This window comes from Pontibacterium sp. (assembly GCF_964228735.1).
GTDB lineage: Bacteria > Pseudomonadota > Gammaproteobacteria > Pseudomonadales > Balneatricaceae > Pontibacterium.
Map to the genome: position 1 here is coordinate 1 of NZ_CAXRBQ010000031.1, position 25,765 is coordinate 25,765.

19 protein-coding genes are annotated in these 25,765 nt (G+C 52.2%); 8 read left to right on the forward strand and 11 right to left on the reverse strand.

What is annotated here, in order from left to right; all coding sequences use genetic code 11:
- Positions 1–368: 368 nt before the first annotated feature.
- The gene (locus tag ACEQ15_RS02990) at positions 369–1,478 is read left to right on the forward strand and encodes an ankyrin repeat domain-containing protein (protein WP_370277550.1); all 1,110 of its coding nucleotides are present in this window, start codon (positions 369–371) and stop codon (positions 1,476–1,478) included.
- Positions 1,479–1,771: 293 nt separating this feature from the next.
- Complete coding sequence (locus ACEQ15_RS02995) at positions 1,772–2,689, forward strand: LysR substrate-binding domain-containing protein (RefSeq protein WP_370277551.1); 918 nt, start codon at positions 1,772–1,774, stop codon at positions 2,687–2,689.
- 118 nt (positions 2,690–2,807) lie between these two features.
- Here ACEQ15_RS02995 and ACEQ15_RS03000 read toward each other — a convergent pair whose 3' ends face one another.
- The 6 genes from ACEQ15_RS03000 to ACEQ15_RS03025 form a co-directional block, all read right to left on the reverse strand.
- Positions 2,808–4,430 (reverse strand): BCCT family transporter, encoded by a 1,623-nt coding sequence (locus tag ACEQ15_RS03000; protein ID WP_370277552.1) that lies wholly within the window; start codon positions 4,428–4,430, stop codon positions 2,808–2,810.
- A 179-nt stretch (positions 4,431–4,609) separates the two neighbouring features.
- A complete protein-coding gene (locus ACEQ15_RS03005; protein ID WP_370277553.1) occupies positions 4,610–6,829 on the reverse strand; it encodes an acetate--CoA ligase family protein in 2,220 nt (739 codons plus the stop codon).
- A 3-nt stretch (positions 6,830–6,832) separates the two neighbouring features.
- Positions 6,833–7,648 (reverse strand): enoyl-CoA hydratase-related protein, encoded by an 816-nt coding sequence (locus ACEQ15_RS03010; RefSeq protein ID WP_370277554.1) that lies wholly within the window; start codon positions 7,646–7,648, stop codon positions 6,833–6,835.
- Between the two features lie 513 nt (positions 7,649–8,161).
- Complete coding sequence (locus tag ACEQ15_RS03015; protein WP_370277555.1) at positions 8,162–9,160, reverse strand: adenosine deaminase; 999 nt, start codon at positions 9,158–9,160, stop codon at positions 8,162–8,164.
- Positions 9,161–9,259: 99 nt separating this feature from the next.
- Positions 9,260–10,579, reverse strand: a complete 1,320-nt coding sequence (locus ACEQ15_RS03020) for a diguanylate cyclase (RefSeq protein ID WP_370277556.1) — start codon at positions 10,577–10,579, stop codon at positions 9,260–9,262.
- 177 nt (positions 10,580–10,756) lie between these two features.
- A complete protein-coding gene (locus ACEQ15_RS03025) occupies positions 10,757–11,644 on the reverse strand; it encodes a LysR substrate-binding domain-containing protein (protein WP_370277557.1) in 888 nt (295 codons plus the stop codon).
- Between the two features lie 130 nt (positions 11,645–11,774).
- On the opposite strand from ACEQ15_RS03025, the gene ACEQ15_RS03030 reads away from it, so the two are divergent.
- The 3 genes from ACEQ15_RS03030 to ACEQ15_RS03040 are packed head-to-tail and all read left to right on the forward strand — an operon-like array spanning position 11,775 to position 14,076.
- A complete protein-coding gene (locus ACEQ15_RS03030) occupies positions 11,775–12,341 on the forward strand; it encodes a cytochrome b (RefSeq protein WP_370277558.1) in 567 nt (188 codons plus the stop codon).
- Between the two features lie 36 nt (positions 12,342–12,377).
- Complete coding sequence (locus ACEQ15_RS03035; protein WP_370277559.1) at positions 12,378–13,145, forward strand: glutathione S-transferase family protein; 768 nt, start codon at positions 12,378–12,380, stop codon at positions 13,143–13,145.
- A 28-nt stretch (positions 13,146–13,173) separates the two neighbouring features.
- Complete coding sequence (locus ACEQ15_RS03040; protein WP_370277560.1) at positions 13,174–14,076, forward strand: MBL fold metallo-hydrolase; 903 nt, start codon at positions 13,174–13,176, stop codon at positions 14,074–14,076.
- A 50-nt stretch (positions 14,077–14,126) separates the two neighbouring features.
- On the opposite strand, the gene ACEQ15_RS03045 is transcribed toward ACEQ15_RS03040, so the two are convergent.
- Positions 14,127–15,014, reverse strand: a complete 888-nt coding sequence (locus ACEQ15_RS03045; RefSeq protein ID WP_370277561.1) for a DMT family transporter — start codon at positions 15,012–15,014, stop codon at positions 14,127–14,129.
- Between the two features lie 273 nt (positions 15,015–15,287).
- Here ACEQ15_RS03045 and ACEQ15_RS03050 point away from each other — a divergent pair, with 273 nt between their 5' ends.
- Complete coding sequence (locus ACEQ15_RS03050) at positions 15,288–16,130, forward strand: LysR family transcriptional regulator (RefSeq protein ID WP_370277562.1); 843 nt, start codon at positions 15,288–15,290, stop codon at positions 16,128–16,130.
- A gap of 9 nt (positions 16,131–16,139) precedes the next feature.
- On the opposite strand, the gene ACEQ15_RS03055 is transcribed toward ACEQ15_RS03050, so the two are convergent.
- The 3 genes from ACEQ15_RS03055 to ACEQ15_RS03065 form a co-directional block, all read right to left on the reverse strand.
- Entirely contained in the window at positions 16,140–16,913 is a 774-nt protein-coding gene (locus ACEQ15_RS03055; RefSeq protein WP_370277563.1) for an NAD(P)-binding domain-containing protein, read from the reverse strand.
- Positions 16,914–17,017: 104 nt separating this feature from the next.
- Positions 17,018–17,941, reverse strand: coding sequence for a LysR substrate-binding domain-containing protein (locus ACEQ15_RS03060; RefSeq protein WP_370277565.1), 924 nt, complete (start codon positions 17,939–17,941; stop codon positions 17,018–17,020).
- A 136-nt stretch (positions 17,942–18,077) separates the two neighbouring features.
- Positions 18,078–19,394: an NAD(P)/FAD-dependent oxidoreductase gene (locus ACEQ15_RS03065; RefSeq protein ID WP_370277566.1), complete on the reverse strand. Its 1,317-nt coding sequence runs from the start codon at positions 19,392–19,394 to the stop codon at positions 18,078–18,080.
- 423 nt (positions 19,395–19,817) lie between these two features.
- Here ACEQ15_RS03065 and ACEQ15_RS03070 point away from each other — a divergent pair, with 423 nt between their 5' ends.
- Positions 19,818–21,692: a methyl-accepting chemotaxis protein gene (locus ACEQ15_RS03070; protein ID WP_370277567.1), complete on the forward strand. Its 1,875-nt coding sequence runs from the start codon at positions 19,818–19,820 to the stop codon at positions 21,690–21,692.
- A 73-nt stretch (positions 21,693–21,765) separates the two neighbouring features.
- Here ACEQ15_RS03070 and katG read toward each other — a convergent pair whose 3' ends face one another.
- Entirely contained in the window at positions 21,766–23,937 is a 2,172-nt protein-coding gene (gene katG, locus ACEQ15_RS03075) for a catalase/peroxidase HPI (protein WP_370277578.1), read from the reverse strand.
- Positions 23,938–24,581: 644 nt separating this feature from the next.
- Between katG and ACEQ15_RS03080 the strand changes: the two genes are divergently transcribed.
- Complete coding sequence (locus ACEQ15_RS03080; RefSeq protein ID WP_370277568.1) at positions 24,582–25,742, forward strand: DUF4238 domain-containing protein; 1,161 nt, start codon at positions 24,582–24,584, stop codon at positions 25,740–25,742.
- The last annotated feature ends 23 nt before the right edge of the window (positions 25,743–25,765 follow it).

A 25,765-nucleotide genomic window follows, 5' to 3' on the forward strand; every position in this document is an offset into this window, starting at 1 on the left:
ACTGTTCCAGCTTGAAGGTACGCATAGTCAGATATCACTGTCTGGGTGAATCGAGAATGGCGTCCATATTACCGCCGCAGGCCGCGTGGTTACAGGTGTGTGGAGATGCGAAGCTGAGTTTTAAGTCACGGAATCAGGTAAGAGCTTCATCTATGCTGTTGCGGAGTCGAGTGGTAGTGACGAGGAGCCTCGTATGGTTGAAGACTTTCTCTTGTCTAAGGAACTGGGTCTACCAATAAAGCGTTCAATTACGAATGGTCTCGCCATTTTCGAACAATTGGATGTTAACTCTCAGCGCCATCGAACTGAGTGTAATATGTAATTCAACCAGATTTTATTTATTGCCTTCCAAGGTCTAAGGAATTTAAATGATAGGGAAAATCACCGTTTTACTAATTCTACTGCCGTTGTCTGGCCTTTCATACTCTTATGAAAATGATTCCTTCTTCAAAGCCGCTCAAACCGGGAACATAATGAAAATGAGGGGGATGATCACATTTATGGGGGTTGATGTTAATTTCCAAAGCGAGAGGCCTGGAATTGCAGGACGAACTGCTCTTCATATTGCTGCTGATAAACGTCAGTATGATGTAGTCGCGTATTTGCTTGAGAAAGGTGCTGACCCAAACATAAAAGACAAGTATGGAAATCCTCCGCTAAAATTTGCTGTGAGAAATATAAAAATAACCAAGCTGCTTGTGGAAAGTGGAGCTGTGATAAATGACCGGGGTGAGCGCGGGTCAAGTTCTCTTACTTATGCAAAAGCTACAAATAGCCTGGATTCATTATCATTTCTAATATCAAAGGGTGCTAATGTGAACGCAGACAGCATTCTTTGCTTTTCTGGCTACAAAAAAAAGCTTATTAAAACAGCTGAAATACTAATAAGGAGTGGGTCAAAAATAAACACTGTTTACGAGAATGGTTGGTCACCCTTGCATTGTGCTTCCCGCAATAATGAGTATTTGACTAGCTACCTTATTTCAGTGGGCGCCGATGTCAATATTCGAGGTGAAAATGGTGAAACCCCTCTGTTTGTGGCTGCATTCAATACCATTCCCACTCTGGTAGAGAAAGGTGCAAATCTTGAAATAGTTGATGACTTAGGCAATACGCCAATTTTTTCACTAGTATTTAAACGTAAAAGAGTGGCCGCTTTAATCGAGGCGGGTGCTAATGTGAATCATATAAATAAATATGGTGTTTCTCCGCTGATAGCACAGGCTTTAAGAAATAGTGATCCGAAAATTCTTAAGCTCTTGCTGGATGCAGGTGCAGATAAATATCATAGGGTAACCACAGCGCAAATAAATGACTATAAAAGAGCGAGTAGCTCTAATGGTAGATATAATAAGTATGACTCTTCTAGAGATGTCCATTCGGCCTATGATATATATAAGGATGTATTTGAGAAGAAATACAAGCAGGATAAAAATCCTATCTATAAAAGTGTTCTAGATAGGTTGGCTGCGGAGTAAACTTGATTGCGCTACGGTATTAATTCAACCAATAGCCACACAGCGATGTAGTCAAATGAGATTGCTACAGCTGCCGGACGTTACCACGTCCTGTCGTTTTTTGAATCGGAGTTGAATTTCCGGGTAGCTCTTCATTGCGAAAGCTACCCGCAGAAATCGTTCCGGTATCGCTCCTCCCCGAGCTGTCTATCTAGTATGTATATGAAAATTTTAATTAACTAATCCATACCCTCTATTAATGCACGCTATAATCAGGCCTCCACACCGGATCTCAAAACCATCTTAGGCGCAACATGAACCGAAAACTCCCATCCCTAAAGTCCCTCCGTGTTTTCGAATCCGTTGCGCGAAATCAGAGCTTTCGGCGTGCGGCGGATGAATTGTGTGTAACGCACTCGGCGGTCAGCCATCAGATCAAGCAGCTTGAGGATGAGTTGGATGTCACCCTGTTTAACCGCACGGGGCGGACGATCTCGTTAACGGCGGACGGTGCGTATCTGTATCCGGTGGTGCGGGATAACTTCGATAATCTGGAACGGGCTTGTAAGTATCTGCGCTCTTCAAAGCAACCTCGGTCGTTGACGATTCAGACCTATGTGACCTTCGGTTCGACCTGGTTCATTCCGCGCCTTGGCGACTTCCAGAAACGTTATCCGGATATCCAGGTGCGAAATACGATCTCCTTTGTGGATGTGGATTTTGACCGGGATGATGCAGATATCGGCATCATTATGGGGGAGCGCAGTTGGTCGCACTGGAACTACGAATACCTGTTTAATCTGGATATCTTCCCGGTGTGTTCGCCCAAGCTGCTAGAGTCCGGTCGCCTGAAAACACCGGATGATCTGCGTAACTTTCCATTGATCAATATCGATCTGGCATTGGATGACTGGCCACTCTGGTTGAAGGCGGCGGGTGTTGATCCTGATATCGCCAAGGATGGACCGGTATTGGATAACTATCTGCAGGCGATGGAGCAGGTGTACGACGGTGAAGCCTTAGTAATGGCGCGTGCACCGTTTATTGCGCGGGATCTGAAAGGTGGTCGCTTGGTGAAGCCGTTTGATGTGACCGTGCGGGAGCCGGGTACCTGGTACATGGTGCACCCAAAAGAGACCAGCGCATCACGTGAGATCGAGCTGTTTAAGCAGTGGTTGATGGAACAGATCGAGCAAGATTCTAACCTGCTGCAGATTCCCTCCGAAGACTAAAAGTGGTTATTCACCGTACCTCTCTTAGAAACAAAAAAAGGCCCAAAGGCTGCGAGAGCCTTTGAGCCAAACGGGCATTACGTCCCAGGCGTATTAGTTCTTTAGATCAGTCTTTTACTTATGATTGCTCGATCGCAGTTTGCTCTTCGGTTTCGGTCTGCGTGTGGCTGTGCATCGCTTTCACCAGCGACACCGTCATCAGGATCATGATGAATGAGAACGGCAGGGCACCGATGATCATTGCGGTTTTCAACGCGCCCAGGCCACCCGCCACCAGTAGGGCGGCGATCACTGCAGTAAGGAAGCTACCCCAGATAATGATGTGGGTTTTATCGGTCTGTGCGGTGCTGCCACCGGCATTAATCGTGTTTACGACCAGAACCGCAGAGTCAGCCGAGGTCACCAGGAAGGTCAGCAGCAATACCACAATCATCACCGACATCAGTTTTGCCGCGGCCGGAGAGAGCATCAGGTTTAGCACTTCGTAGATCTGTGCAGAGATATCAGCGCCAAGAATCTGGCCGTTGGCCTGGCCGCTTAGTTCCAGATCCAGTGCAGTGCCACCGACAAAGGTGAACCAGATAAAGCACACCAGTGTTGGGATCATGATGGAACCCAGAATGAACTCGCGTACTGTGCGGCCCTTGGAAATACGGGCGAAGAACATACCAACAAACGGTGCGAACGCGATCCACCACGCCCAGTAGAAGATGGTCCAGCCACTCTGCCAGTCACCCAGTGGGGTGCCTTTGTCTTCAACGTTCAGCGCCAGCGGGATAAAGGTGATCAGGTAGTCGACGATGCCTTTACCCAGCAGCTCCAGCGCCATCCAAGTGGAACCGAACAGCAGGAAGAAGGCGAGCAGGATAAAGGACAGGGACATGTTGAGGTTGCTGAGCCACTTGATGCCTTTGCCCACGCCACTGACCGCAGACAGGGTCGACAAACCCATGACAACCACCAGCGCGGAAAGCATTGCGGCAGTGGTGGGTTTACCTGCATCCATCATCCACTCGGCGCCGGAGATGTTGTAGATACCGGACGCGAACTGGCTGATACCAAAACCGATGGTCACGGCGATACCCAGAATGGTCGCTAGTACGGCGGAGATGTCGACGATATGGCCGAACTTGCCGTTAAGCGCGCTACCGAACAGCGGCGACAGGCCGGAGCGGATGGTCAGTGGCAGCTTACGGTTAAAGCCGAAGTAGGCCAGTGACAGGCCAACCAGCGCATATACACTCCAGGCGGACAGGCCCCAGTGCAAGAAGGAGTACCGGTATACAGAGTCCAGCGCTTCCTCAGATTTGGCTTCGACCACACCCGCGATGATGTCGGGGTTGCTGGCGAAGTGGTAGATCGGCTCGCCGGTGGCGTAGGTCAGCATGCCGATACCGATACCGGCACCAAACATCATCGAGAACCAGGAGAAGCGGGAGAATTCAGGTTCGGCGTCATCGCTTCCCAGCTTGATCTTGCCCACGCTGGGGATCAGCGCAAAGGCAAAACAGACAAAGGCAAACAGCGCCATTGCGTAGATGTAGTAAGCGCCAAAGCTGCCCAGCGCGACACCCTGAATGGAGGAGAGGACTTTGCCGGCCTGCTCGGGCAACACCATTGCCCAGAGTGCGAGGGAGAGGATCAGCACTTTTGAACCGATCGTCACGAACTGGTTAAAGCCTTTGTAGAAGCCGCTGTCGGCGGTTTCTATCCGGAGGTCTTGCGTTGTTTCTGTAGTCATATTGATACCCTGTTTTTATTGCTATTAGGTAATCTGTTGTTGTGTGCTCTTATGCACGATGCTTTATTCCAAGGACGCCGCGCGCTCGTGCCGAGCCTTCTTTGGCACGAACAGCCCCCTCACACCGTGGTGTGACAAGTCGCGGTATCCAGGAATAAAGGGTTTTGCGTAGGGTGCGCTTAGCTCATGAGCGCGGCGCTTTGCTCAACCTCTGCCGGGGATTCCTCGCTTTCGTGGTCGAGGGATTCAGGCGCGGTTGAAAGTTCCGGTGTTTTGCCGATAACGAGGGCGTCCACGGCGATACAACCATTGGCATCAACGATCAGTGGGTTGATGTCGATCTCGGTGATCACGTCTTGCAGCGCATCCGCCAGGATAGAGAAACGTGCCAGGGTGTGGCTGAGTTTCTTCAGATCACAGGCAGGACGGCCACGCACGCCTTGCAGTAGCGGCAGTATCTTTAGGCTGTTGAGCATACGGTTGGCTTCAGCCTGATCGAACGGCGCCAGTGAGAAGCAGCGGTCCTTCAGCACTTCGATGTAGATACCGCCACTGCCTACCATCACCATCGGGCCAAACTGCGGATCGTTAATCATGCCAAAGGCCATCTCCACACCGGCCGATACCATCGGTTCAACGGTGACGCACGGCCCCAGACGCTCGCTGAGATCCTGGTAGGCCATGGCCACATCGCTGGCTTCGTTCAGATCCAGCTTTACGCCGCCCACATCGGATTTGTGGTGGATGCCCGGTTCGGCGGTTTTCAGGACCACCGGATAACCCGCTGTAGCGGCCGCTTCCAGGGTGTCGGCCAGATTGTCTGTCTGGGTGGGTGTGGCCACCGGAATGCCGAAGTCTGACAGCAAGGTCAGGCTCTCAGTTTCGTTAAGGGCGGTGCCGCTGGCGATACGTTCCTTCCATGCGCTAATCCGCTCAGCGGTGGCTGATCCAGGCGGGACTGCTACCGATGTGTTGCTCTCTGCTTCATATGCGAACAGCGAATCCCGATACTGCAGTAGGTTGCTGACGGCTTTGATGGCGTTTTCTACACCGTTGATCAACGGTACGTTGGCATCCATCAGGTCATTGGCGATACCGCCGTTGAGTGCGGCCGCGAAGGAGTTGATCACTGCGAACGGTTTGTTGCAGTCACGGCTGACCTCTTTAGCGACCTCGATCAGGTCCGGCATGTAGATAAACTCATCGCGGGCTTCGAATTCGAACACCCCCACGGCAACCTGCGGATCTTCCATGATGTAGTGGACGCAGTCGCGGAATACGTTGGCGTAGTCCGGGGTGAAGGAGCCCGCGGCATCCAGCGGGTTTACCGGATCAAGCCCATGGGGCAGCCGTGCGGCCAGCTTGGCAACTGTTTGCTCGTTGATTTTGGCGAACGGCAGTTGGTACTGCTCGCTGGTGTCGACAAACAGCTCACGCAGCCCACCGGAATCGGAGATATAACCCAGATCACCCTGACCCAATTCGGCTTCTTGCGACAGCAGCAGGGTGGTGTTCATCAGGTCGTCCAGTGTATCCGTGCAGATCACACCGTATTTCTTGAACAGCGCTTCGTACGCAGTATTGTCACCGGCGATCGCGCCAGAGTGAGTGGCCGCGAGTTTGGCGCTTTGCTCGGTGCGGCCCACCTTGGTGACAACCACAGGAATGCGTTTTGCCCGCGCCTTTTTCAGCACGTCGACGAATCCGTCCGGGTTGCGCACCGCTTCCATAAATACGGCCAGCACACGGGTGGATTCCTGTTCCAGCGCGAAGTCCATGTACTCATCCAGCGAGGTGGAGATCTCCTGTCCAGCGGACACCACCAGGTTAAAGCGGAAGCGTTCGTCGTTGCTGGTGGGCAACACGAAGATAGAGCCGGAGTGGGCGATCAGCGAGATGTGACCGGCTTTACGCTGGCCCGGTGACTGGAAGCTCACATGGGTGTTGGCTTCGAAGTTGTAATAACCCATGCAGTTGCCACCACAGATTGGCATACCGGCGGCGGAGGCTTTGGTTTTCAGGCGTTCCAGCAGGGTGGTGGCGTTTGGATCTTCGCCTTCGATTTTGCAGTAGTCGTAGATGGTCACACCGCCTACGTTGAGGGCGATCGCTTCGTCCAGCAGTGCTTCCATACGTGGTCCGGCCACGCTGAGCACCGCCATATCGATCGGCTCAGGAATATCGCTCATGGAAGGGAAACACGGGATGCCCTCGATCTCTTCGTAGCGAGGGTTCACCAGGAAAACTTTACCCTGGTAACCACCGTTGTGCAGGACTTCGAGCATGTCGTTGCCTACGGTGCCCGGGCGTGGCGATACCCCTACCAATGCGATGCTCTTGGGCTTCAGCAGACGATCAAGGCGGTGGGTGTTGGATACGATGTTGGTTGCGTGGTTCATTGATCAGCGGCCTTTGTAAACGGGTTGGCGTTTTTCTGAAAATGCGCGGGAGCCTTCCAGGTAGTCTTCGGAGCGCAGCATTTTTTCGAAGATGGGTAGTCCGCTGTCGCCTTTCCAGGCTTTGCGGGTGAGGGCAAACGAGTCTTCATCGCTGAGCGACGCGATGGCGCTCATCACCTCTTTCATGGCTTGCAGGGCGAGCGGGGCACCTTCGGCAATCTGTTGGGCCAGTTCACGGGCTCGAGGGAGAAGGGCTTCCGGATTGACTACATCGCACACCAGTCCAAAGTGCTTGGCTTCCTGTGCGGTCAGCGCACGTCCGGTGAGCATCAGCTCTGCGGCCAGGTTGTAAGGTAGGCGTTTACACAGGCGCTGGATTCCGCCGCCGTCGGGAAGGAAGCCCAGCTTGATCTCCGGCAGGAAAAACTGCGTGTGTTCGGCGGCGAGGATCAGGTCGGCGGCCAACAGCATTTCAAAGCCACCGCCGATCGCTTTGCCGTTTACTGCAGCGATCACCGGCTTTTTCAGATCCCAGAACTCGGGTAAGCCACCCAAGCCGCCTGGACCCAGGTCGTACTCGCCGCTTTCAACGATGTCGTCACCGGTATCGGCAAACTCTTTCAGATCCCAGCCCGCAGAAAACACGTGCTCACCGGTGGCGGTGATGATGCCAACCCGAAGATCGGGATCGTCTTGCAGTACTTTGAATGCGTCATACAGCGCGTAGCTGGTTTTGAGATCGATGGCGTTAACCGGCGGGCGGTTTAGTGTTATTTCCAGCACGTGATTGTGCCGTTCAATCATCACTGATTTATTCATGGTTTTATTCTTCTTGTTAGGGTTTAAATAAATTCAACGAGGTTGTTTTGGGTTGTTTTTATTTAAATGTGCTGCTTGTTTGCTTTGGTTTAATAAAGCGTGGAGTAAAGAGCGAATTGGCGTTATGAGCCTGTGTTCATATGGTGCGGCGAGCGGGGAATTCTGTAAATTGATTAAATTTAAACCACTGGTCTAAAAAACTAACCGGTGGTGTCTGGGCATGTTGGATACGTCTGGTCCCTTTATTTACGGGGCTTGTGGCAGTGTGTAGTGAAAGTTAAGAAGGTTAGGTGAGGGCTAAGGATGAGATGAGCGTGAGCGATCGGTGTTGCTTGGATAGTGTTATTTAGTGAATCAGAAATTGTGGTTATGTATTGGAGAAAGAGGTGTTTATTAAAATGAACTGCGGTGGTTTGAGGCGTTTAAGGTCGGCGGGATAATAATCTGATGGGATAATGATTAAGGCAGGATAAATCGGAGCCAATCCTTATTAGATTGGCCCCGTAAATAGTATTAACTCTGATACTGCGATAACAGGGCTAACATCTCATCCTTACGTTCACGGCTCGCAAAACTGTACTCGAAGCTGTTGTGGGCCAGTTCCAGTGCCTGTTCTTTGCTCATGTTGAGTGAGCGGTAGAGGGCCATGAAGTTCTCCGTCATGTAACCGCCAAAGTAGGCCGGGTCATCGGAGTTCACGGTCACTTTCACACCCGCATCCAGCATATCGAGGATGTTGTGCTCGCTCATATCGCTGAACACCTTCAGGCGGGTATTAGACAGCGGACAGACGGTGAGAGCGATCTTGTCTTCAATCAGCCGTTTGATCAGCTCCGGGTCGTCGGATGCACGCACACCGTGGTCGATACGGTTGATATGCAGCAGGTCCAGGGAGTCGATCACGTTCTGGGCCGGACCTTCTTCACCGGCGTGGGCGACCAGCAACAGCCCCCACTCTTTGGCCTTGGCATACACACGCTCGAACTTAGCGGGTGGGTGGCCTTTTTCGGAGCTGTCGAGGCCGATACCGATAATCTTGTCCAGATGTGGCTCTGCTTGTTTGAGGGTCTCGAAAGCGGCTTCTTCGCTGAGGTGGCGCAGGAAACACATGATCAGGCCGTAGCTGATACCAAACTGGGTCTTGGCGTCGTCCAGTGCGCGGGTGATGCCGTTGATCACGGTGGCGAACGGGATGCCTCGATCCGTGTGGGTCTGCGGATCGAAGAACGGCTCGATATGGATTACATGCTGGATACGGCAGTGTTCGATGTAGGCCCAGGTCAGGTCGTAGAAGTCCTGCTCGGTCTGCAGTACGTTGGCGCCCTGGTAGTAGAGGTCGAGGAAGTCCTGCAGGTTGCCAAAATCATAGGCGGCTTTCAGTTGCTCTACGGAGTCGTAGGGCAGTTCAATCCCGTTACGCTCTGCCAGCTTAAACATCAGCTCGGGCTCAAGCGTACCTTCCAGATGCAGGTGGAGTTCGGCCTTGGGCATAGCGTTTAGGAAGTTTTCCATAGGAGGGTCTCTATCAATGGGAGTTAGTACTAAGTGTAGACCCGCGTGTTTGTAACGCGTAACGCATTGAAAGAAAAGAGGAGAATAGGAATTTAGCTGTTATTCCTGAGACGCGCTGCAATTGAGCTCGATGGTGTTGGGCTGAACATCGTGGCGGGTAAATTCCACACGGTTACGCCCATTCTCTTTGGCGCGATACATGGCCAGGTCGGCACGCACCAAGGCATCAGAGATGTTCTCACGGCCGTTGGTAACCGTGATTCCGACGCTGATGGTGATCGGGCATATATCGTTGAAAAACGCTTTCTGGATTTCGGTACGGATCTTCTCGCCCAGGGCGATCATGTCGTTCATGGCGCTGTTGCTGGCAAACAGCAAAAACTCTTCGCCTCCCCAGCGACAGATAAAGTCGGAGGTGCGGATCGTTTTCTTGAGTACCTTGCCGAGCTTCTTGAGGGTTTCATCTCCGGTCTGGTGACCGTGGATGTCGTTGATCTTTTTGAAGTGATCCACGTCCAGAAACGCTATGCCCAGCGGAGTGTTTTGGCGTTGTGAAAGGTTCATCTGAGCCTGGAGTTGGATCATGCCTTCGCGACGGTTCATTAGGTTGGTCAGCGGATCGTAGGAGGCCAGTTTCTGCAGGTTCTGCTCGGTGTGCTTCTGGTCGGTGATGTTATTGACCATACCGACGGCTCGGATCGGGGCGCCGTTTTCATCATATTCACAAATGCGGCCGCGATCCTGCACCCAGATGTAATGGCCGTTGCGGTTTTTTAACCGGTAGGTGGCGTCGTAACGGGCGCGCTGACCATTCAGATGGGCATGCAGGCTGGACATCACCAGCGGTGCGTCCTCCGGGTGCAGGTTATCTTTCCAGGTATCAAGCACGCCGGGCATTTCGTCCGGGCCATAACCCAGCAGACGCTTCATCTGTGGACTGAACGTGACAGTGCCTGCCTGAATGTTCCAATCCCAAACGCCGTCGCTGGCTTCACGCAGAGCAAAGAGTTCTTTTTCAACGTCGGAACTGGCTTCCCGTTGCTGCAGAACGCGGTTGGTGATATCGCGCGCGACGGACAGAAAGTAGGGGTTACCTTCCCATTGGAAGTGGGTGGTATTCACCTCAACTTCAATCTCATGCCCATCCTTGTGTGCGTGGCGGCCCAGAAAACGGAAGCGGTCGGATTTACTGATCTCTGCGGCGATGTCGGACCAGTGTGGCAGGCCGTGCACGTCTTTTTGCAGGCTGAGCACACTGTGGTTCAGGATGTCGTCTTTGCTCATCCCCAGGCTTTTCCACGCTTGGGTATTACTCCAGACAATATTGGAGGTTTCCGGGTCGATAAGGTACACGGCGTCTGCCAGGTTATCGAACAGGGCTTCCAGAGCGGGGAGTTGGGAGAGGTTATTTCCGGACATCTTGGTTACTACGTCATCGGATGTGAACCTGTAAGTCTATTCGAGTAAACAGTCAATAACCAGACTGAACATGCCTCTTTTGTACATGAAATTGCTTAGGTAGAAACAATTACGCTGACTGCAGCAACAGCGGGGATTTTGAGCCCCCAGAAATTGGAGCGTATCGCGAGCTGCATGTCAGCTATTCAGGCGTTCCGCCAGGTAATCGAGCAGGATACGTACCCGTCGAGACAGGTTTCTGTTTTGGGGGTAGAGCGCTGAGATCGCGGTGGTGGGCTGGCTGAATTCAGTCAGAAGTGACTTCAGTTTGCCGTCCGCTACCGGTTTTGCATACAAAAAGCCCGGTCCGTAGCCGATGCCCTGACCGTTCAATACGGCGTTGTAGATCAGCGTACCGTCGTTACAGGTGAGGTTGCCTTTGACCTTGATGGTGATGAATTCCCCATCCGGGAGCTGAAATGGCCAGTTACGGTTTGATCTGGATTCGCCATAGATCAGGCAGTTATGGTGGGTTAGGTCGGCGGGCTCAGTGGGCTCACCATTGCGTTCCAGGTAGGAGTGAGCAGCAACCACCTGAAAAGTACAGTCAGCAAGCTTACGGGAGATCAGCGTGGAGTCTTCCAGTTGGCCGACGCGCAATGCGATATCAATCCCTTTTTCTACCAGGTCTTCCACGCGCCCGCTGGCGATCACGTTCAGTTTGATGTCTGGATATTGCGCCTGAAAGTCCAGAAGCAGTGAACCGACACCCGAGATGATCAGGCTCTGTGGGATAGTGATATTGATCCGGCCACGCGGGGTACTCTGGCTCTCGATGATCTCGGCGCGTGCATTCTGTGCTTCACGCATGATGAGCTGGCAGTGGTTGTACAGCCGTGTGCCTTCCTCCGACAGACTGAGTTTCCGGGTTGTGCGGTACAAAAGCCGTGTACCCAGCTCCTTTTCCAGCGCAGAGACCTGTTTACTCACAAACGCTTTTGACAGTCCAAGCTGTTCGGCAGCGGCGGTGAAACTGCCGGTTTCTACGACCACCGCGAATGTTTCCATCAGTGTTAAGAAGTTCATATTGATCATTCTGAGTTAACAATATGTTGAATTGTAGCGCGTATATCGATCTTTAAGAAAACAATAAGCTTGTCTTATCGGGTCTCAAACATGACCTATGCGCAGCCAGTTTAGATAAGAGAGGTGAGTTATGACGGGTATTCGCGATGCAGAGTTTAAGTACGGCGCAGTAACCAAGGTTCTCCATTGGGGGATGGCATTGATGCTGCTGACGCTGGTGGTTGTTGGCAGCTATATGACAGGTCTCGATAAAACCGATCCGAGTCGTCTGCAGCTGATGGGGATGCACAAATCCTTCGGTGCGATCTTTATGCAGTTGGCGGTGTTCCGCGTGATCTGGAGCCGCATCAGTGCAAGACCGCAGTTGCCCGAGGTGTTGTCCGGTTGGGAGAAGCGACTGTCTCGCGCAATCACAGCACTGCTGTACATCCTGATGCTGGCAGTTCCGTTTAGCGGGATGGCGATGTCGAACTTCTCCGGTTTCCCGGTCAGCCTGTTCGGTTTGGTCGAGTTCCCGATGGTATTCACCAAGAACCCTGAGATGGCCGGTCTGGCAAAACAGGCACACGTGGCAATGGTGTACGCATTGATGGGTGCGATTGTTCTGCACGTGGCGGGTGCCTTGAAACACCGTTACCTGGATGACCCAAAGGCGGATGTGTTGCCACGCATGACCTCCCTGAAACCACGGGTGTGATTCGGACTGAGAGAGACGCAAGAGAGGAGTAACAACGTGTATTCGATAAAGCTTCATCACCACCCATTGTCAGTATGTTCGATGAAAGTGCGGCTGGCGCTGGAAGAGAAAGGATTGGTGTGGGCCGGGCGTGAGATCGACATCATGCGTGCCCAGGAGCAGTTGGATCCCTGGTATCTGAAGCTCAATCCAAACGGGGTGATACCTACTCTGGAGTTTGATAACGGCAGCGAAGAGGTGATCACCGATTCGGCACGGATCATCCGTTTCATCGCCACCTTACCAGAGGGGAATCCATTGTTGCCGCAGGCGGTGCAAGAGCAAATCCAGATGGAGCAGTTGGTTGATCTGGCGGACACCATCGACCTTCAGATCCTGAGTTATGCGCGGCATCCATCGATGGAGAAGTCAGGCCGCATTCTGGATCGACGAATTCAGAAATCACTTCGGCTTGCGGAAGAACATCCTGAGCTGAAGGTCAACTATCTGAGCTGCGCTGAGCGCTCGGAAAAGAGTAAGCAGTTCCGGGTGGATGCGTTTCATGTGGCGCGTATGGAGCGCGAAGCACAGGAAGCGCTGGATATTGCCGAGGAGCGGTTGCACCAGGGTGAGTATCTGCTGGGTGAGCGTTATTCGCTGGCAGACGTAATCTGGACGGTGGTGCTCTCACGGCTTGATCTGCTTGGTTATACCGACTGGATTGATGGCTCGGTATATCCGGCGATTGGTGATTACTACCTGCGGATGCAAAAACGTCGAAGCTATACCCAGGCTCAGGTTCAGAACCAGTGGTGGGATAAATAATTCCAAATAAGAGGCAGGAGACAGATCGATGAAAACTCTATTTACGCGGGCCCTGATGGTTGTGGGCCTGATGATATCGACGCTTACATTTGCGTCTTCCAATTATCCGGTAAGCGAACCGATGGGTGGTCAGGCGTTTGGCCACAGTGTGAAGCAGATCAGCGAAGGTCTTTATGTGTTCCGTTGGTGGGTATACCGCAATATCTTCATCGTTACCGACGAGGGTGTGATCGTGACCGATCCGCTTAATCCGAAAGCGGCGAAGCTGCTGCGCGACGAGATCCGCAAGGTGACCGACAAGCCGGTGAAGTATGTGGTCTACAGTCACAACCACCATGACCATATCTCGGGCGGCAATATCTTCAAGGAGGAAGGGGCGCAATTTATCAGTCACACCAACTTTGTGAAGGAGATGAAGGACCACCCAAGCCCGGTTATTCCGCTGCCGGATATCACCTTTGATGATTCTTACACGCTGGAACTTGGCGGTCGTACACTGGAGCTGCAGTATTTTGGTCCGAACCACGGTGACAGCCTGATTGTGATGCGGTTGCCGAAAGAGAAGATCCTGTTTGTGGTCGATATCGTTACGCCACGCCGCGTTGCATTCCGCATCATGCCGGATTTCTGGCCGGATGAATGGATTCGCTCTTTGAAAGAGATTGAGCAGTTGGATGCGGATTACGTGATCACTGCACACGGTCCTCAAACCGAGCCTGCGATTGATACAGCATCTGTGGTACGCGAGCAGCGTGAGTACCTGGAAGACCTGATGGCAGCGGTGAAGAAGGCGATGGATGAAGGCGTGCATAGTCCAGACAAGCTACGCGAAATGGTCAAACTGCCGAAATACAAACACTGGCGTAACTACGACATCTGGTTGCCAATGAACATTGAACGTATCTGGGCGTATTACCACATGGGGTGGTGATTAGGGGCTGTATCCAGGACAGATAAACATCAAAAGGCGCATTGGGGACCTCAATGCGCCTTTTTTGCCTGTGCAGCGGATCGGATAATGCGTCGATTTCTCAGCAAGGTGTAACCGCCACTGACTACAATAAGCACGCCACCCATCAGTGTCATCAGGTCCGGACGTTCGCCAAAGACAAAGATACCCAGAATTAATGCAAAGATCAGACGGGTGTAGCGGAACGGCGTGACCACCGACACATCGCCGGTGCGCATGGCGATGGTCAGTGCGTTGTAGGCGATCACACCAAACACGATCGAGCCAAGTATCTGCACCGATGCACCCGGATCAAATGAGATCGCTTCTCCGGAATAGATCAGCAAGGCAAAACCGGTAGGGATCAACACAAAGAAACCGTACACGCCCAGCTGCATATTGGATAACACAGGCGGTGCCGCGCGGGTCGCCAGATCACGCCCTGCAAAACCCAGCGTGCCGATCACCGCAAAGATGGATGCCGGTGTAAAACCTTCCAGGCCAGGCCGGATAATCATCAACACGCCTACGAAACCCACCAGAATCGCCAGCCAGCGCTTAAAGCCCACTTTCTCTCCAAACAACAGTGCGGCGCCCATCACCACAACCAGCGGAGTCGCCTGCAGAATGGCCGAAGCGCTGGATAGCGGCGTGAGTGTGATCGCGAGGGTGTAGAACAAACGACCTGTTATTTCAGACAGAGCGCGCAGCAGGATGGGCTTGGAAAGTAGCGCAGGATGGATGATCTGCTCACCCCGTTGTTTGGTGAGCAGCATAAACAGCAATGTTCCACCCAGACCAAACAGCGCAAGTACAAGACCGGTTGGCATATTCACCGAGGCGGCTTTGATAAACATGTCCTCCACGGCAAACGCAGCCATGGCGAGGATCATAAAGAGGCTGCCTCGGGTGTTGTCCAACGGTGTTCTCCTTCCGGTTAGCTGTAAGTCAGTCCATTTATCAATGACGGTGACAGGGTTGTGAATTAATGTCTGCCACCAGTGCTGTACGGCAGATAAGACCAGCTCAGATTAGTATCGATCATAAGACCAAAACAGATACAGGCCGGTTAATTTTGCGGGGTACAGCGGGGAAACTGGCCTTAGACGTTGAGCTGATCGCTTCTGGCTGATGGTTTTGTTACCGTGAATTATGAATCTTTCACGGAATATAGTTCATAAAAAGCGAACGGTATGGAAATAGTCGGACTGAAAACCTTCAAAGCGGTTGTTGATGAAGGCGGTATCAAAGGCGCTTCCGAGAAGCTGCATACGGTGCAATCCAATATCACCAGCCGCATCCAGAAGCTGGAAGAGGAGCTGGATGCCAAGCTTTTTGGTATCTCCGGCCGCAAGCTGGAACTCACGCCGACAGGGCAACTTCTGTATAGCTATGCGCAGGAGATCCTGCAGCTGGAGCAGCAGGCTGCATCGGCGATTCGTTTCAGCAAAGGCAGCTATGACCTTCGGGTAGGCACGCCCGAAACCTTTGCCGCGGTGCATCTGCCACGTGCTCTGAAAGCGTTAAAACAGGCCCATCCGCAGATCCGCCCCAAGATCCATACCGCCACCAGTGCTGAGCTGGTGATCGCCGTGCAAAACAACAAAGTGGATTGTGCGGTAGTGGGCAATGTTACGCCGCACGAATCGATCCGATCCGTGCCCATCGTGGATGAACCGCTGATGGTTGTGACGCCACTGGATGGGGAATACGAGCAGGTACTCTGTGTGCGTGAAGCGGGCTGTGCCTACCGCAAATGTGCGGAGGCCTGGCAGCAGCAGGCGGGGCGCAGTGATGATCAGAAGCTGGTGATGAGCAGCGCCGATGGTGTGCTGGGCTGCATCGCGGGTGGTTTGGGTTACACCGTTATCAGCGAGAATATGGTGATCGGTAGCCGCTACGAGAAAGATCTGCTGATGGAGAAGGTCTCACATGGCGAAGAGTATGTGCACGTCTCCATGATCTACCGGAAAGACAACCCGCTGGAAGAGGGGATTCAGCAACTGATCGAGATGTTCCCGGCGAAGCCCTCCTAACGGTGCCTATTAGCCTTTAGCTTTTTGCGCAATCAACTCCATTGCCGCTTGCCAACTATCCAGGCCGCCGGTCGTTCGAATCGCTTCGACCCCTTGCAGTGTAAACGTACCTTCAGTGGCAATCGAGCGCCCGATCTCGCCATAGCTCTGTTCCGGATTGGCTTCGGCAAAATCCACTGCGCTGCTGATGGAGTGGGCGACCATCTTGCGAGCGGTGGTTTCATCCATGCCCTGTGCGCAGCTCCAGTCGATCAGTTGCTGGATCAGGAAGTAACTCCAGCCGTGCAGGCAGGCGTGACTCAGGGCAACGTCGAACAGCTCTTCCGACTCGAGTTGGACTGCTGTGCCGAGTTGGCCAAACAGTGCTTCTACAACCGGGTTTGCCGGATAAAGGGGAATTGGGCCGGAACACACCTCCGCGCTGGTGGACGGCATAACGCGAACCAATTCACATTGCTGCAGTTCCGGATAGCTTTTCAGTTGATCCATGGTGACACCGGCGAGTGCGGAGATCACCGTTTGGTTCGGTTTGAATTTCAGGCCATCTATCAGATCCGGCAAAGCATCCGGGCGTACTGCTAACAGGATCAGGTCACTCCGGTCGATCACCGCCTGGTTATCCGGCGCAATCTCACAGTTACAACTATTAGCAAGCTCTTTGGCGATCTTTGCGCCGCGTGGCGACAGGATAATGTTGCGGTTGTCACTACTGTGGCGAAGTCCTTTGACGGTGTAGCTGGCGAGGTGGCCAACGCCGAGAATGCCGAGAGTTGCTGAGTCCATCAGGTATACCTTCTTGCTTGTGTAAGCGAATATTTATCGTATCGCGGGGGTGAGATTCGTAATTGCCTCAAGGCGGCAGTGAATTTTCCTGTCCGCCACTCAAATCAGGAAATCGCCAATTTGATCTCGCCGGCGGCTTCTGCGAGTAACCAGTCTCGGAAACATTCCGCCGCCGGGTTCAGTGGGCGTTGGTTGTTGTAGACCAGATAGTCCGCATGATTCGGTTCCAAAGGTGTTTCGCAGGCCAGGCGTAGAGTGCCGTTGGCAAGTTGGTTCTGCACTGAAAACTCCCAACCCAGCGCAATACCCATATTGTTGCCCGCCGCCTGCAACACCAGAGGCAGGTTGTTGAACAACATTGAACCGCTCGTAATCTCGTAGTCGATCCCAAAGCCAGCGAACCAATCCGACCAGCAGGTCCAGCGCCACTTAGAGGGTTCCATATGGATAAGTTCCTGGTCGAGCAGTTGTTCCGGTTTCTGGCAGGTCTCAAATGGATAAGCCGGACCGCAGACCGCATAGATCTTTTCATCGAACAGATGGTGTGAGGTCAGTGGTGCATCCCAGTCCCCATCGCCATACAAGATGCCCAGATCGTGTTGCAGGCACATCGCTGCGTCGATCTGATCACTGGAGTAGACGTTGATATTGATATCGGAGAACTGGGTCTTAAACATTGCCACCCGAGGGAACAACCAATAGTGGGCAACGGCTACCGTCGCCACGATGGTGAGTTCGTGGGTGCGGTTGGTGTTCTGGATGCGGGAGCTGACGGCGGAGAGTTTTTCCAACGCGGCCTGGGCTTCCAAATACAGTTCTTTGCCGTCTGCGCTGATCTCCAGGCCTTGCGGGCCACGGAGGAACAGCTCGGTGTTTAAGAACTCCTCCAGATGTTTGATCTGTTTGCTGACTGCACTCTGACTGACGCATAACTCTTCCGCGGCTTTGGTAAAGCTGTTGTGGCGCGCAGCGGCTTCAAAGAAGGCGAGGGCCTGAAGTGGAGGGAGGCGTCGGTAGAGTGGTTTCATCGGTACAGTCAGTTCAATTCCGTTTTTCCCAAGTATGGCGTGGGCGTGCAGATTTAGGAACGAAAAGATCGACACCCTGCGCACTGAATTGGTTTGTGCAGACGGTTGTCATCAGAACCGCTGAACCCATAGCCGGCTAAACTTCGCCCTTGGCCAGACGTTCTTCGAAGCTGAGTCGAATGCGTGCCGCGACGGTACGCATCGGATCGGACGGTACCCAGCTTGGATTCGAGTTTTTCAGGATGAAGTCCAGTTCGGTACTCTGAATACCCGAGATGTACTCCGCCATGTAATTGCCCAGATAAGTGCCTTTGGCGACACCTACGCCATTCATTGCAGCCACTACGTAAACACCCGGTGCGTGCTGCTTGAATACGGACTCGTGGTTCATGGTCATGCAGAGCATACCGCCCCAGCTGAACTCGAATGGCACGTCCTTCAGTTTTGGGAAGCGGGCAATGTATGAACGACGGTGTTTTTCGCGTGCCTTGCCGATCAGTGCGTCTGTGCTGGACAGTTCCGGCAGGAAATCCAGGGTGTTGCGGATAAACAGACGGTTGTCAGGCGTCAGGCGCACCGTGGTGCCTGCTGGGTGTGCGGAGGTCAGGCCCCACGGCTCGACACCCTTAAACTGCGCCATCTCGCTGCTGGTGAGTGGGCGGGTCATGCTGGCGTAGGTGAACACCGGCGCCAGTTTGTTGCGGCAGCCGCCGAACTCTTCGGTGAAGGCGTTGGTGGCCAGGACCAGTGTGTCCGCTGTCAGTTTCGCTTTATCGGTCTGGAGGGTTTTATTCTCCAGATCAACGGATCGGATCGGTGTGTTTTCCAGCAGGGAGACGTTCTTCGGCAGTGCGCTGGCAACGGTAATCGCCAACGCCGCCGGGTTCATCAGAATATTGCCCGGGGTGTATACGGCGCGTTTATAGTACGGAGTGCCCAGTTTCTTCGCCAGGTCATTACCGTCCAGCACTTCGTACTTTTCGGCCATCGCATCCAGGGTGGTGGTGAACGCCGCCAGATTGCAGAAGTGTTTCTCTTCGTGGGCCGCCAGGTATTTACCGGCAGCGTGCCAGCGTACATTCAGGCCCTGCTGCTCCTGAATATGTTTCAGGCGCTCGATAGCGAAGCAGTTCAAATCACGGATCTTGGCATCGTGGTCCGGATTCGGTTCATCCGCATCCAGGTTGTGAGGCAGGTCGATGATAAAACCGGCGTTGCGGCCTGCTGTACCCTGACCAATCTCTAGGGCGTCGACCAGCGCAATCTTTGCATCGGGCTGAAGCTCTGCCAGACGTCCGGCCGTCGCCAGTCCGGAGAAACCACCGCCGGCTACGATGATGTCAAAGTGTTCGTCTTTTTCGGCGTGTTGAACCGGCATTGGACGCTGGAAAGGGACGGTTTCATACCAGCCCAACTGACCATCAATGGCGGGCATTCTTTTTATTTTTCGCATTTGATAGCTCCGTACAATCGGTCATCAAATGCTATTTGGCCGTTTGTTTGCTCACAAACGAATATGTGGCATGCCCGCATTCCATTGGGGAATCATAAAGCGTTTTGCCAGTGCCGCTCCCTCGGCAGTGAGTGGTTCTTCGGGTTAAAACATGGTGAATTTCTGCCGTCTGAAAGGCATTTACTACTGAAAGTGGTAGTAAGACTTCTCAGAAAATTGTGCTTCTTATTGATCAATGTCTGTCCAGCTACCAAAAGCAGGGACACGCACTAATTCAACGATTTTGCTTTGCTACACTGGGTTCTTGAATAAAAAAACAATATAGAAGCCGCAGTCACATTGCAGTGTAGTTCGGTAGACCTTGAGTCTGCTGGCTAGAGCGTCGCCGGAATGTAGGGTTATTCACCACTTTGGATGGATATCATGAAGAGTCAGAGGACGGTTAGGGCCAAGCTTATTTGGTTAGGCGTGCTGGTGGCTGTAGCGATCGTTCTGCAGTTAATCGTTCAACGTTATGCGATGAGTACCATCATTGCGTTGGAGCAGCAGAAAGCATCTGTCGCCAAGATTGAGGCGGGGATGCTCACATTGCGCCGCAACGAAAAGGACTTCATGGCACGCAATGATCTTAAGTATCAAGAGAAGTTTGAGAAGAACTATCAAAGTCTCCAATCCCAGGTTGCGAGTTTAACCCAGCATTTGGATCAAAGCGGGTTGGACAGTGCGAAAGGGCAGCGGGTTGCTGAGGTGCTTGAGCAATACCGTGACAAGTTCATGCAGCTTGTTTCTGTGCAGCAGACAATTGGTTTACATCACAAGGATGGGCTGTATGGCAGTCTCCGCAAAGCGGTACATAATGTCGAAGATGTACTGAAGGCCCAAAATAACTACCGTTTGATGTCCGATATGCTGATGTTGCGCCGAAATGAGAAAGATTTCATGCTGCGCTCGGATCTTAAATACCTGGATAAATTCAATCGCAATATTGCGCTCTTCGAAGAGAATCTCGCCGCCAGTCCTATACCTAGTGATAGCAAGCAGGTCATCCGCGACCGACTCGCTCAATATCAGAGTGACTTCCTCGCTCTGGTTGATGGCTACAAACAGAAGGGATTAAGCAGCAAGGAAGGATTACATGGTTCCTTGCGTTCTACCGTGCATCAAACAGAAACGATCTTTAAGGAGATGGATGCAGAAGTTGTGTCCAGGCTCGAGTCGCAGGTTGTTTGGATGCAAACCGTCTCTGTTGTGTTGTCGGTTGTATTTGCTCTGGTGATCTTTGTCTTTATCGCGTTGCTTGCACGGAGCATCGTGCGGCCGGTGAGTGAACTCTCTGCTGTAATGGCAAAGGCGAGCAAAAACATGGATCTGAGTGTGCGTGCCAAAGTACATGGCAAGGATGAGATTGGCACCATGGCGGAGGTGTTCAACTCCATGGCAGCGCAGTTTCAGGGGCTGATACAGCAGGTGCAGAGTTCTTCTCTGCAAGTGAGTAAAGCTGCGGACGGCCTCACAGAGATCACCAAGCAAACCAGCCAGGGTGTGAAGCGTCAGCAATCTGAAAGTGGCTCGGTGACACATTCGATGAATGAGATGACCGTTGCGATTCAGAATGTTGCCAGCCGTGCTCAGGACGCCTCGAAAGTATCGCGTACCGCCGATGAAGAGGCACGAAAAGGCCGGCAGGTGGTGACGGATGCCAGTGCCAGTATCCGGGCATTGGCCGAGATCGTTGAAACCAGTTCCCGATCTATTCAGGAGCTGGAGCGCGAAAGTGAAAATATAGGCAGTATGCTGGGCGTGATTCAGGGCATTGCCGAGCAGACCAACCTGCTTGCTCTTAACGCTGCGATTGAAGCCGCGCGTGCGGGTGACTCCGGTCGCGGATTTGCGGTTGTGGCTGATGAGGTTCGTTCATTGGCGCAGCGCAGTCAGGACTCCACATCCGATATCAAAGCAATCATCGAGCGCCTGCAGGCGGGGGCCGAGGCTTCAGTTCAAACCATGAAAGAGGGGTGTGAGCAGGCAATGGTCACTGTCGAACAGGCAGAATCTGCCGGGCATTCGTTGGATGCGATCACCAAGGCTGTTGATGCGATCAATGAAATGAACACTCAGATCGCCGCAGAAGCGGAGCAGCAAACCGTTGTAGTGGATGAAATCAGTCGCAACGTGACCAATATTGCGCGCGTGACGGAAGATACGGCGCAGGCGGCTGATACCACTACCAATACCAGCAATAATCTTTCAGGTCTCGCATTAACGCTGCAGCAGCATGTTGGGCAGTTCAAGCTGTAATTTCCCACTACCCATGATTAAGGCCTCAGTAGAAGGCGGCGTAAGGACGCCGCCTTCTACTAGGGGGCAGGGTTTACAGCTCAAAACGATCCAGCATCATTACTTTGCTCCAGGCTTTGATAAAGTCCTGAACGAACTTCTCGTTGCCGTCACTGGATGCGTAAGTCTCCGTAATCGCTCGCAGCTCGGAATTGGAGCCGAATATCAGGTCGACCGGGGTTGCAGTGTATTTGACCTTGCCAGACGCACGATCAACACCTTCATAAATCCCGTCCTGCTTTGACTTGCGCCATGTGGTGGACATATCCAGCAGGTTGACGAAGAAGTCATTGCTTAAGGTGCCTGGATTACTGGTCAGTACACCATGCTTTGAGCCGCCGCTGTTGGCGTTAAGGGCACGCATACCGCCTAACAGTACTGTCATTTCTGGAGCGGTAAGGGTTAGCAGGTCTGCCTTCTCGACCAGCATTTCGGTTGGTGTGCCATAGCTGGTGCGGTAGTAGTTGCGGAAGGCATCGGCTGTTGGTTCCAGGTAAGCAAAGGATTTTACATCGGTTTGCTCAGCAGAAGCGTCAGTACGACCCGGTGAGAACGGTACGGTCACATCGTGCCCGGCATCTTTGGCTGCTTTCTCAATTGCTGCGGCACCACCGAGGACGATCAGATCGGCCAGTGAGACTTTTTTATCTCCAGACTTTTCATTAAAAGTCTTCTGAATGCCTTCCAGAGTATCCAGGACTCTTTTCAGTTCTGCAGGGTCATTGGCCACCCAGTCTTTCTGCGGTGCCAGGCGCAAGCGGGCACCGTTTGCACCACCGCGCATATCCGAGCCACGGAAGCTTGAAGCGGATGCCCAGGCAGTTCTTACCAGATCGGGCACAGTCAGCCCGGATTCAAGGATCTGTGCTTTCAGTCTATCGATGTCACTGGCATCAACAATCTCATGATCCACGGCGGGAACCGGATCCTGCCAGACAAATACTTCCTCTGGCACTTCGCTGCCAACGTAGCGGGAGCGTGGTCCCAGATCGCGATGGGTTAATTTGAACCAGGCACGGGCAAAGGCTTGGTCAAACTCTTTGGGGTTCTTCAGGAAACGTTCGGAAATCTTCCGAAATCCCGGGTCCATCTTCAACGCAAGATCCGTTGTGAACATGATCGGAGCGTGACGTTTGCCCTCTATGTGAGCATCGGGCACCAGCGTCGCTGCCATCTCATCGGTGGGAATCCACTGGGTTGCACCCGCAGGGCTGCTGGTTTGTTTCCAGTCGAAGCGGAACAGGTTATCCAGATAGAGGATCGACCAGGCCGTTGGCGTTGATGTCCAGGCGCCTTCCAGGCCGCTGGTCATGGTGTCTTCGGCGTTACCCTTGCCGCATTTGTTTTTCCACCCTAGTCCCTGGTCTTCGATCGCAGCAGCAGTCGGCTCGGGGCCAATGCAGTCGCCTTTGTGGGCGCCGTGGGCTTTGCCTAATGTGTGGCCACCCGCAACCAGTGCCACGATTTCTACGTCATTCATGGCCATGCGACCAAATGAGAGTCGCATATCCTTAGCAGCAGCGAGGGGATCACTGTTGCCGCCAGGGCCTTCCGGATTTACGTAGATCAGGCCCATTTGTACCGCGGCCAGAGGGGCTTCCAGTTCGCCATCTTTAAAGCGCTCTTTGTGTTCGAGCCATTTCTTCTCTGTGCCCCAGTATACCCGATCCGCCTCCCAGTCATCGGCGCGGCCACCGGAAAATCCGAGGGTTTCAAAACCCATGGATTCCAGCGCTACGTTGCCGGCCAGGATCATCAGGTCACTCCAGGAGACACTGCTTCCGTATTTCTGCTTGACCGGCCACAGGATACGGCGCGCTTTATCAAGGCTGGCGTTATCTGGCCAGCTGTTTTGCGGTTCGAGTCGGATCTGGCCACCATCAGCGCCACCGCGACCGTCATGCACGCGATAGGTGCCTGCGCTATGCCATGCCAGACGAATCATCAGCCCACCATAGTGTCCCCAGTCGGCAGGCCACCAGTCCTGTGACGTAGTCAGCGTGGTCTCAATATCTTTTTTCAGTGCGACCATATCAACACTGCTAAACGCCTTGGCGTAATCGAAGTCGTCACCATAGGGATTTGAGGCCGGGGTGTGGGTGCGTAACTGATCCAGGTTTAGCTTGTCCGGCCACCAGAATTCGTTGGTCGTTCCCATACCGCCGGACCAGGCAGGAGTCGCTGGCAGTACAATTGAAGCAGCCATGGCCAGCGCAGTGAGCAGGAATAAAGGTCGTTTTTTCATGGTAAAACCTCGTAATCGTAATTGAGGTGTATACCCGATAAGAGTGATTGGGTGGTGCGGCTGCTTTGACCTGAGAAAACGATTTGATCAGCTCTAATACGTAGCGGCAATTTGGGGGCTTGGCCAAGGATGGTGCGAGCCCTTTTTCAGTGCACGGCCCTATGCTCCCACCGAGTCTTCGTACCTTTAAAACTAGGTGACGTAAGCGCGTAGCACTAAATTAAGAATAACCATAGGGGTTATAGAGCAGATCTATAGCTGGAAGTTATGTGGTGATAAGCAGGCATCCAGCCACGAGGTATACGCGTCTCAGAGGCAACGCTTCGATTGAATGGTGTGCCTATCATTCGATGTATATTAGGTTCTGCGATGACGATGATCGTCCGTATTTGGCGCCACTATTGTCTGCTCTTCGTAATGCTGTTAGCTTTTACGGAAGCGGCTTGCGTCGCTACTGGATGACTCCTGATAGGCCATGGATTGGTTCTTTGTTCACTTCATTTCACAGTCTTCTGATGCATCCAAACTGTACCTTGCAAGCTTAGTAACCTTGCACGGTCCAACTATTAAAGTGTTAAAGCTCTTATAGGAACAAGGAGAGTTCGTTGTCAAACCAAACAACAAAAAATCAACATTATGTCCCCCAGTTTTTGCTAGGTGGATTTGACGAAGTTGGTGCGGAAAAGCCTAAAGTAAACATATTCGATGTAGAAAGGGATGTTGTTCGCCAAAATCAGGCTGTCAAAGAAGTTTTTTCTCAAAATTATTTTTATGATAAGGATAATGAGGTTGAGGATTTTTTGTCATCGCATATCGAAGGGCCTGCTTCAGAAATAATTAACAGAATAAGAGCTGATGACTTCAGTATGCTAGAAAATGGTGGAACTGAATTGATTAAATTCATGTGTTGCCAAAACGCAAGAACAGTGGAGGGAAGGGAAGATGCTTTAAGTTTCATTAATGCTCACTTCCATCAGATATTCTCAGACTTAAATAGGCTAAATGATTTGGGAATAGCTAATCCGGAGGGTTTTAATATAAGGCCGTCGGGTAAAGATTCAATGCGTTATTTTAACGCTGCTCAAGCTCTGAGTGGGGTTATCGATTCAAAAGGGATGGAAGATCTTAAATTTCACGTCTTAATAAATAGGACCAACTATGAATTTGTTCTTTCCGATCATGCGATAACCAGATATAACTGGTTGTATCGTGACCTAAGTGACCCTCGCGTAGGAAGTATGCTTGCCAAGGGCGTTCAGTTATTTATTCCATTGTCCGATAAGATCTGCCTATGTGCATATGATGCAAAAGCTTATAAATATGGGCAAGGCTATTCTAATGTTTCAGAGTTGATGTGTGATAAAGATGTTTATTGGTTGAATCAGTTGCAAATGAGAAATGCCAGGTCTTTTATTGCTTTTAGATCAATGTCTATGGTGGCGTATCTTAAAAAACTAAACTTAGCTTTCTACGGAAAGAAGATTTACGTTAGGAAAAGCCTTCACTTAGGGCAAGAGAATATTGGTGAGGATAAGCTAAAAACAAAGCATATGGTGTATACAGAACAAGTTAAATTAAGGGAAAAACCAACGTTTTTTAAGGTCCATAGAAAATTAAGAAAGTCAGTTGTTAGGTTTGAAGAGCGTGATCCTAATGTATCTCAGGCCTTAATGATGCTAAAAGAAAACATTAGTGAAGATAGGGTTGCCAATCACGCTTTAACAAGCCAAAGCACTCGGGCGCAGAAAAGCTGCGCCGGTGTTTGAAGCGTTAGACGTAAGGGAAGATC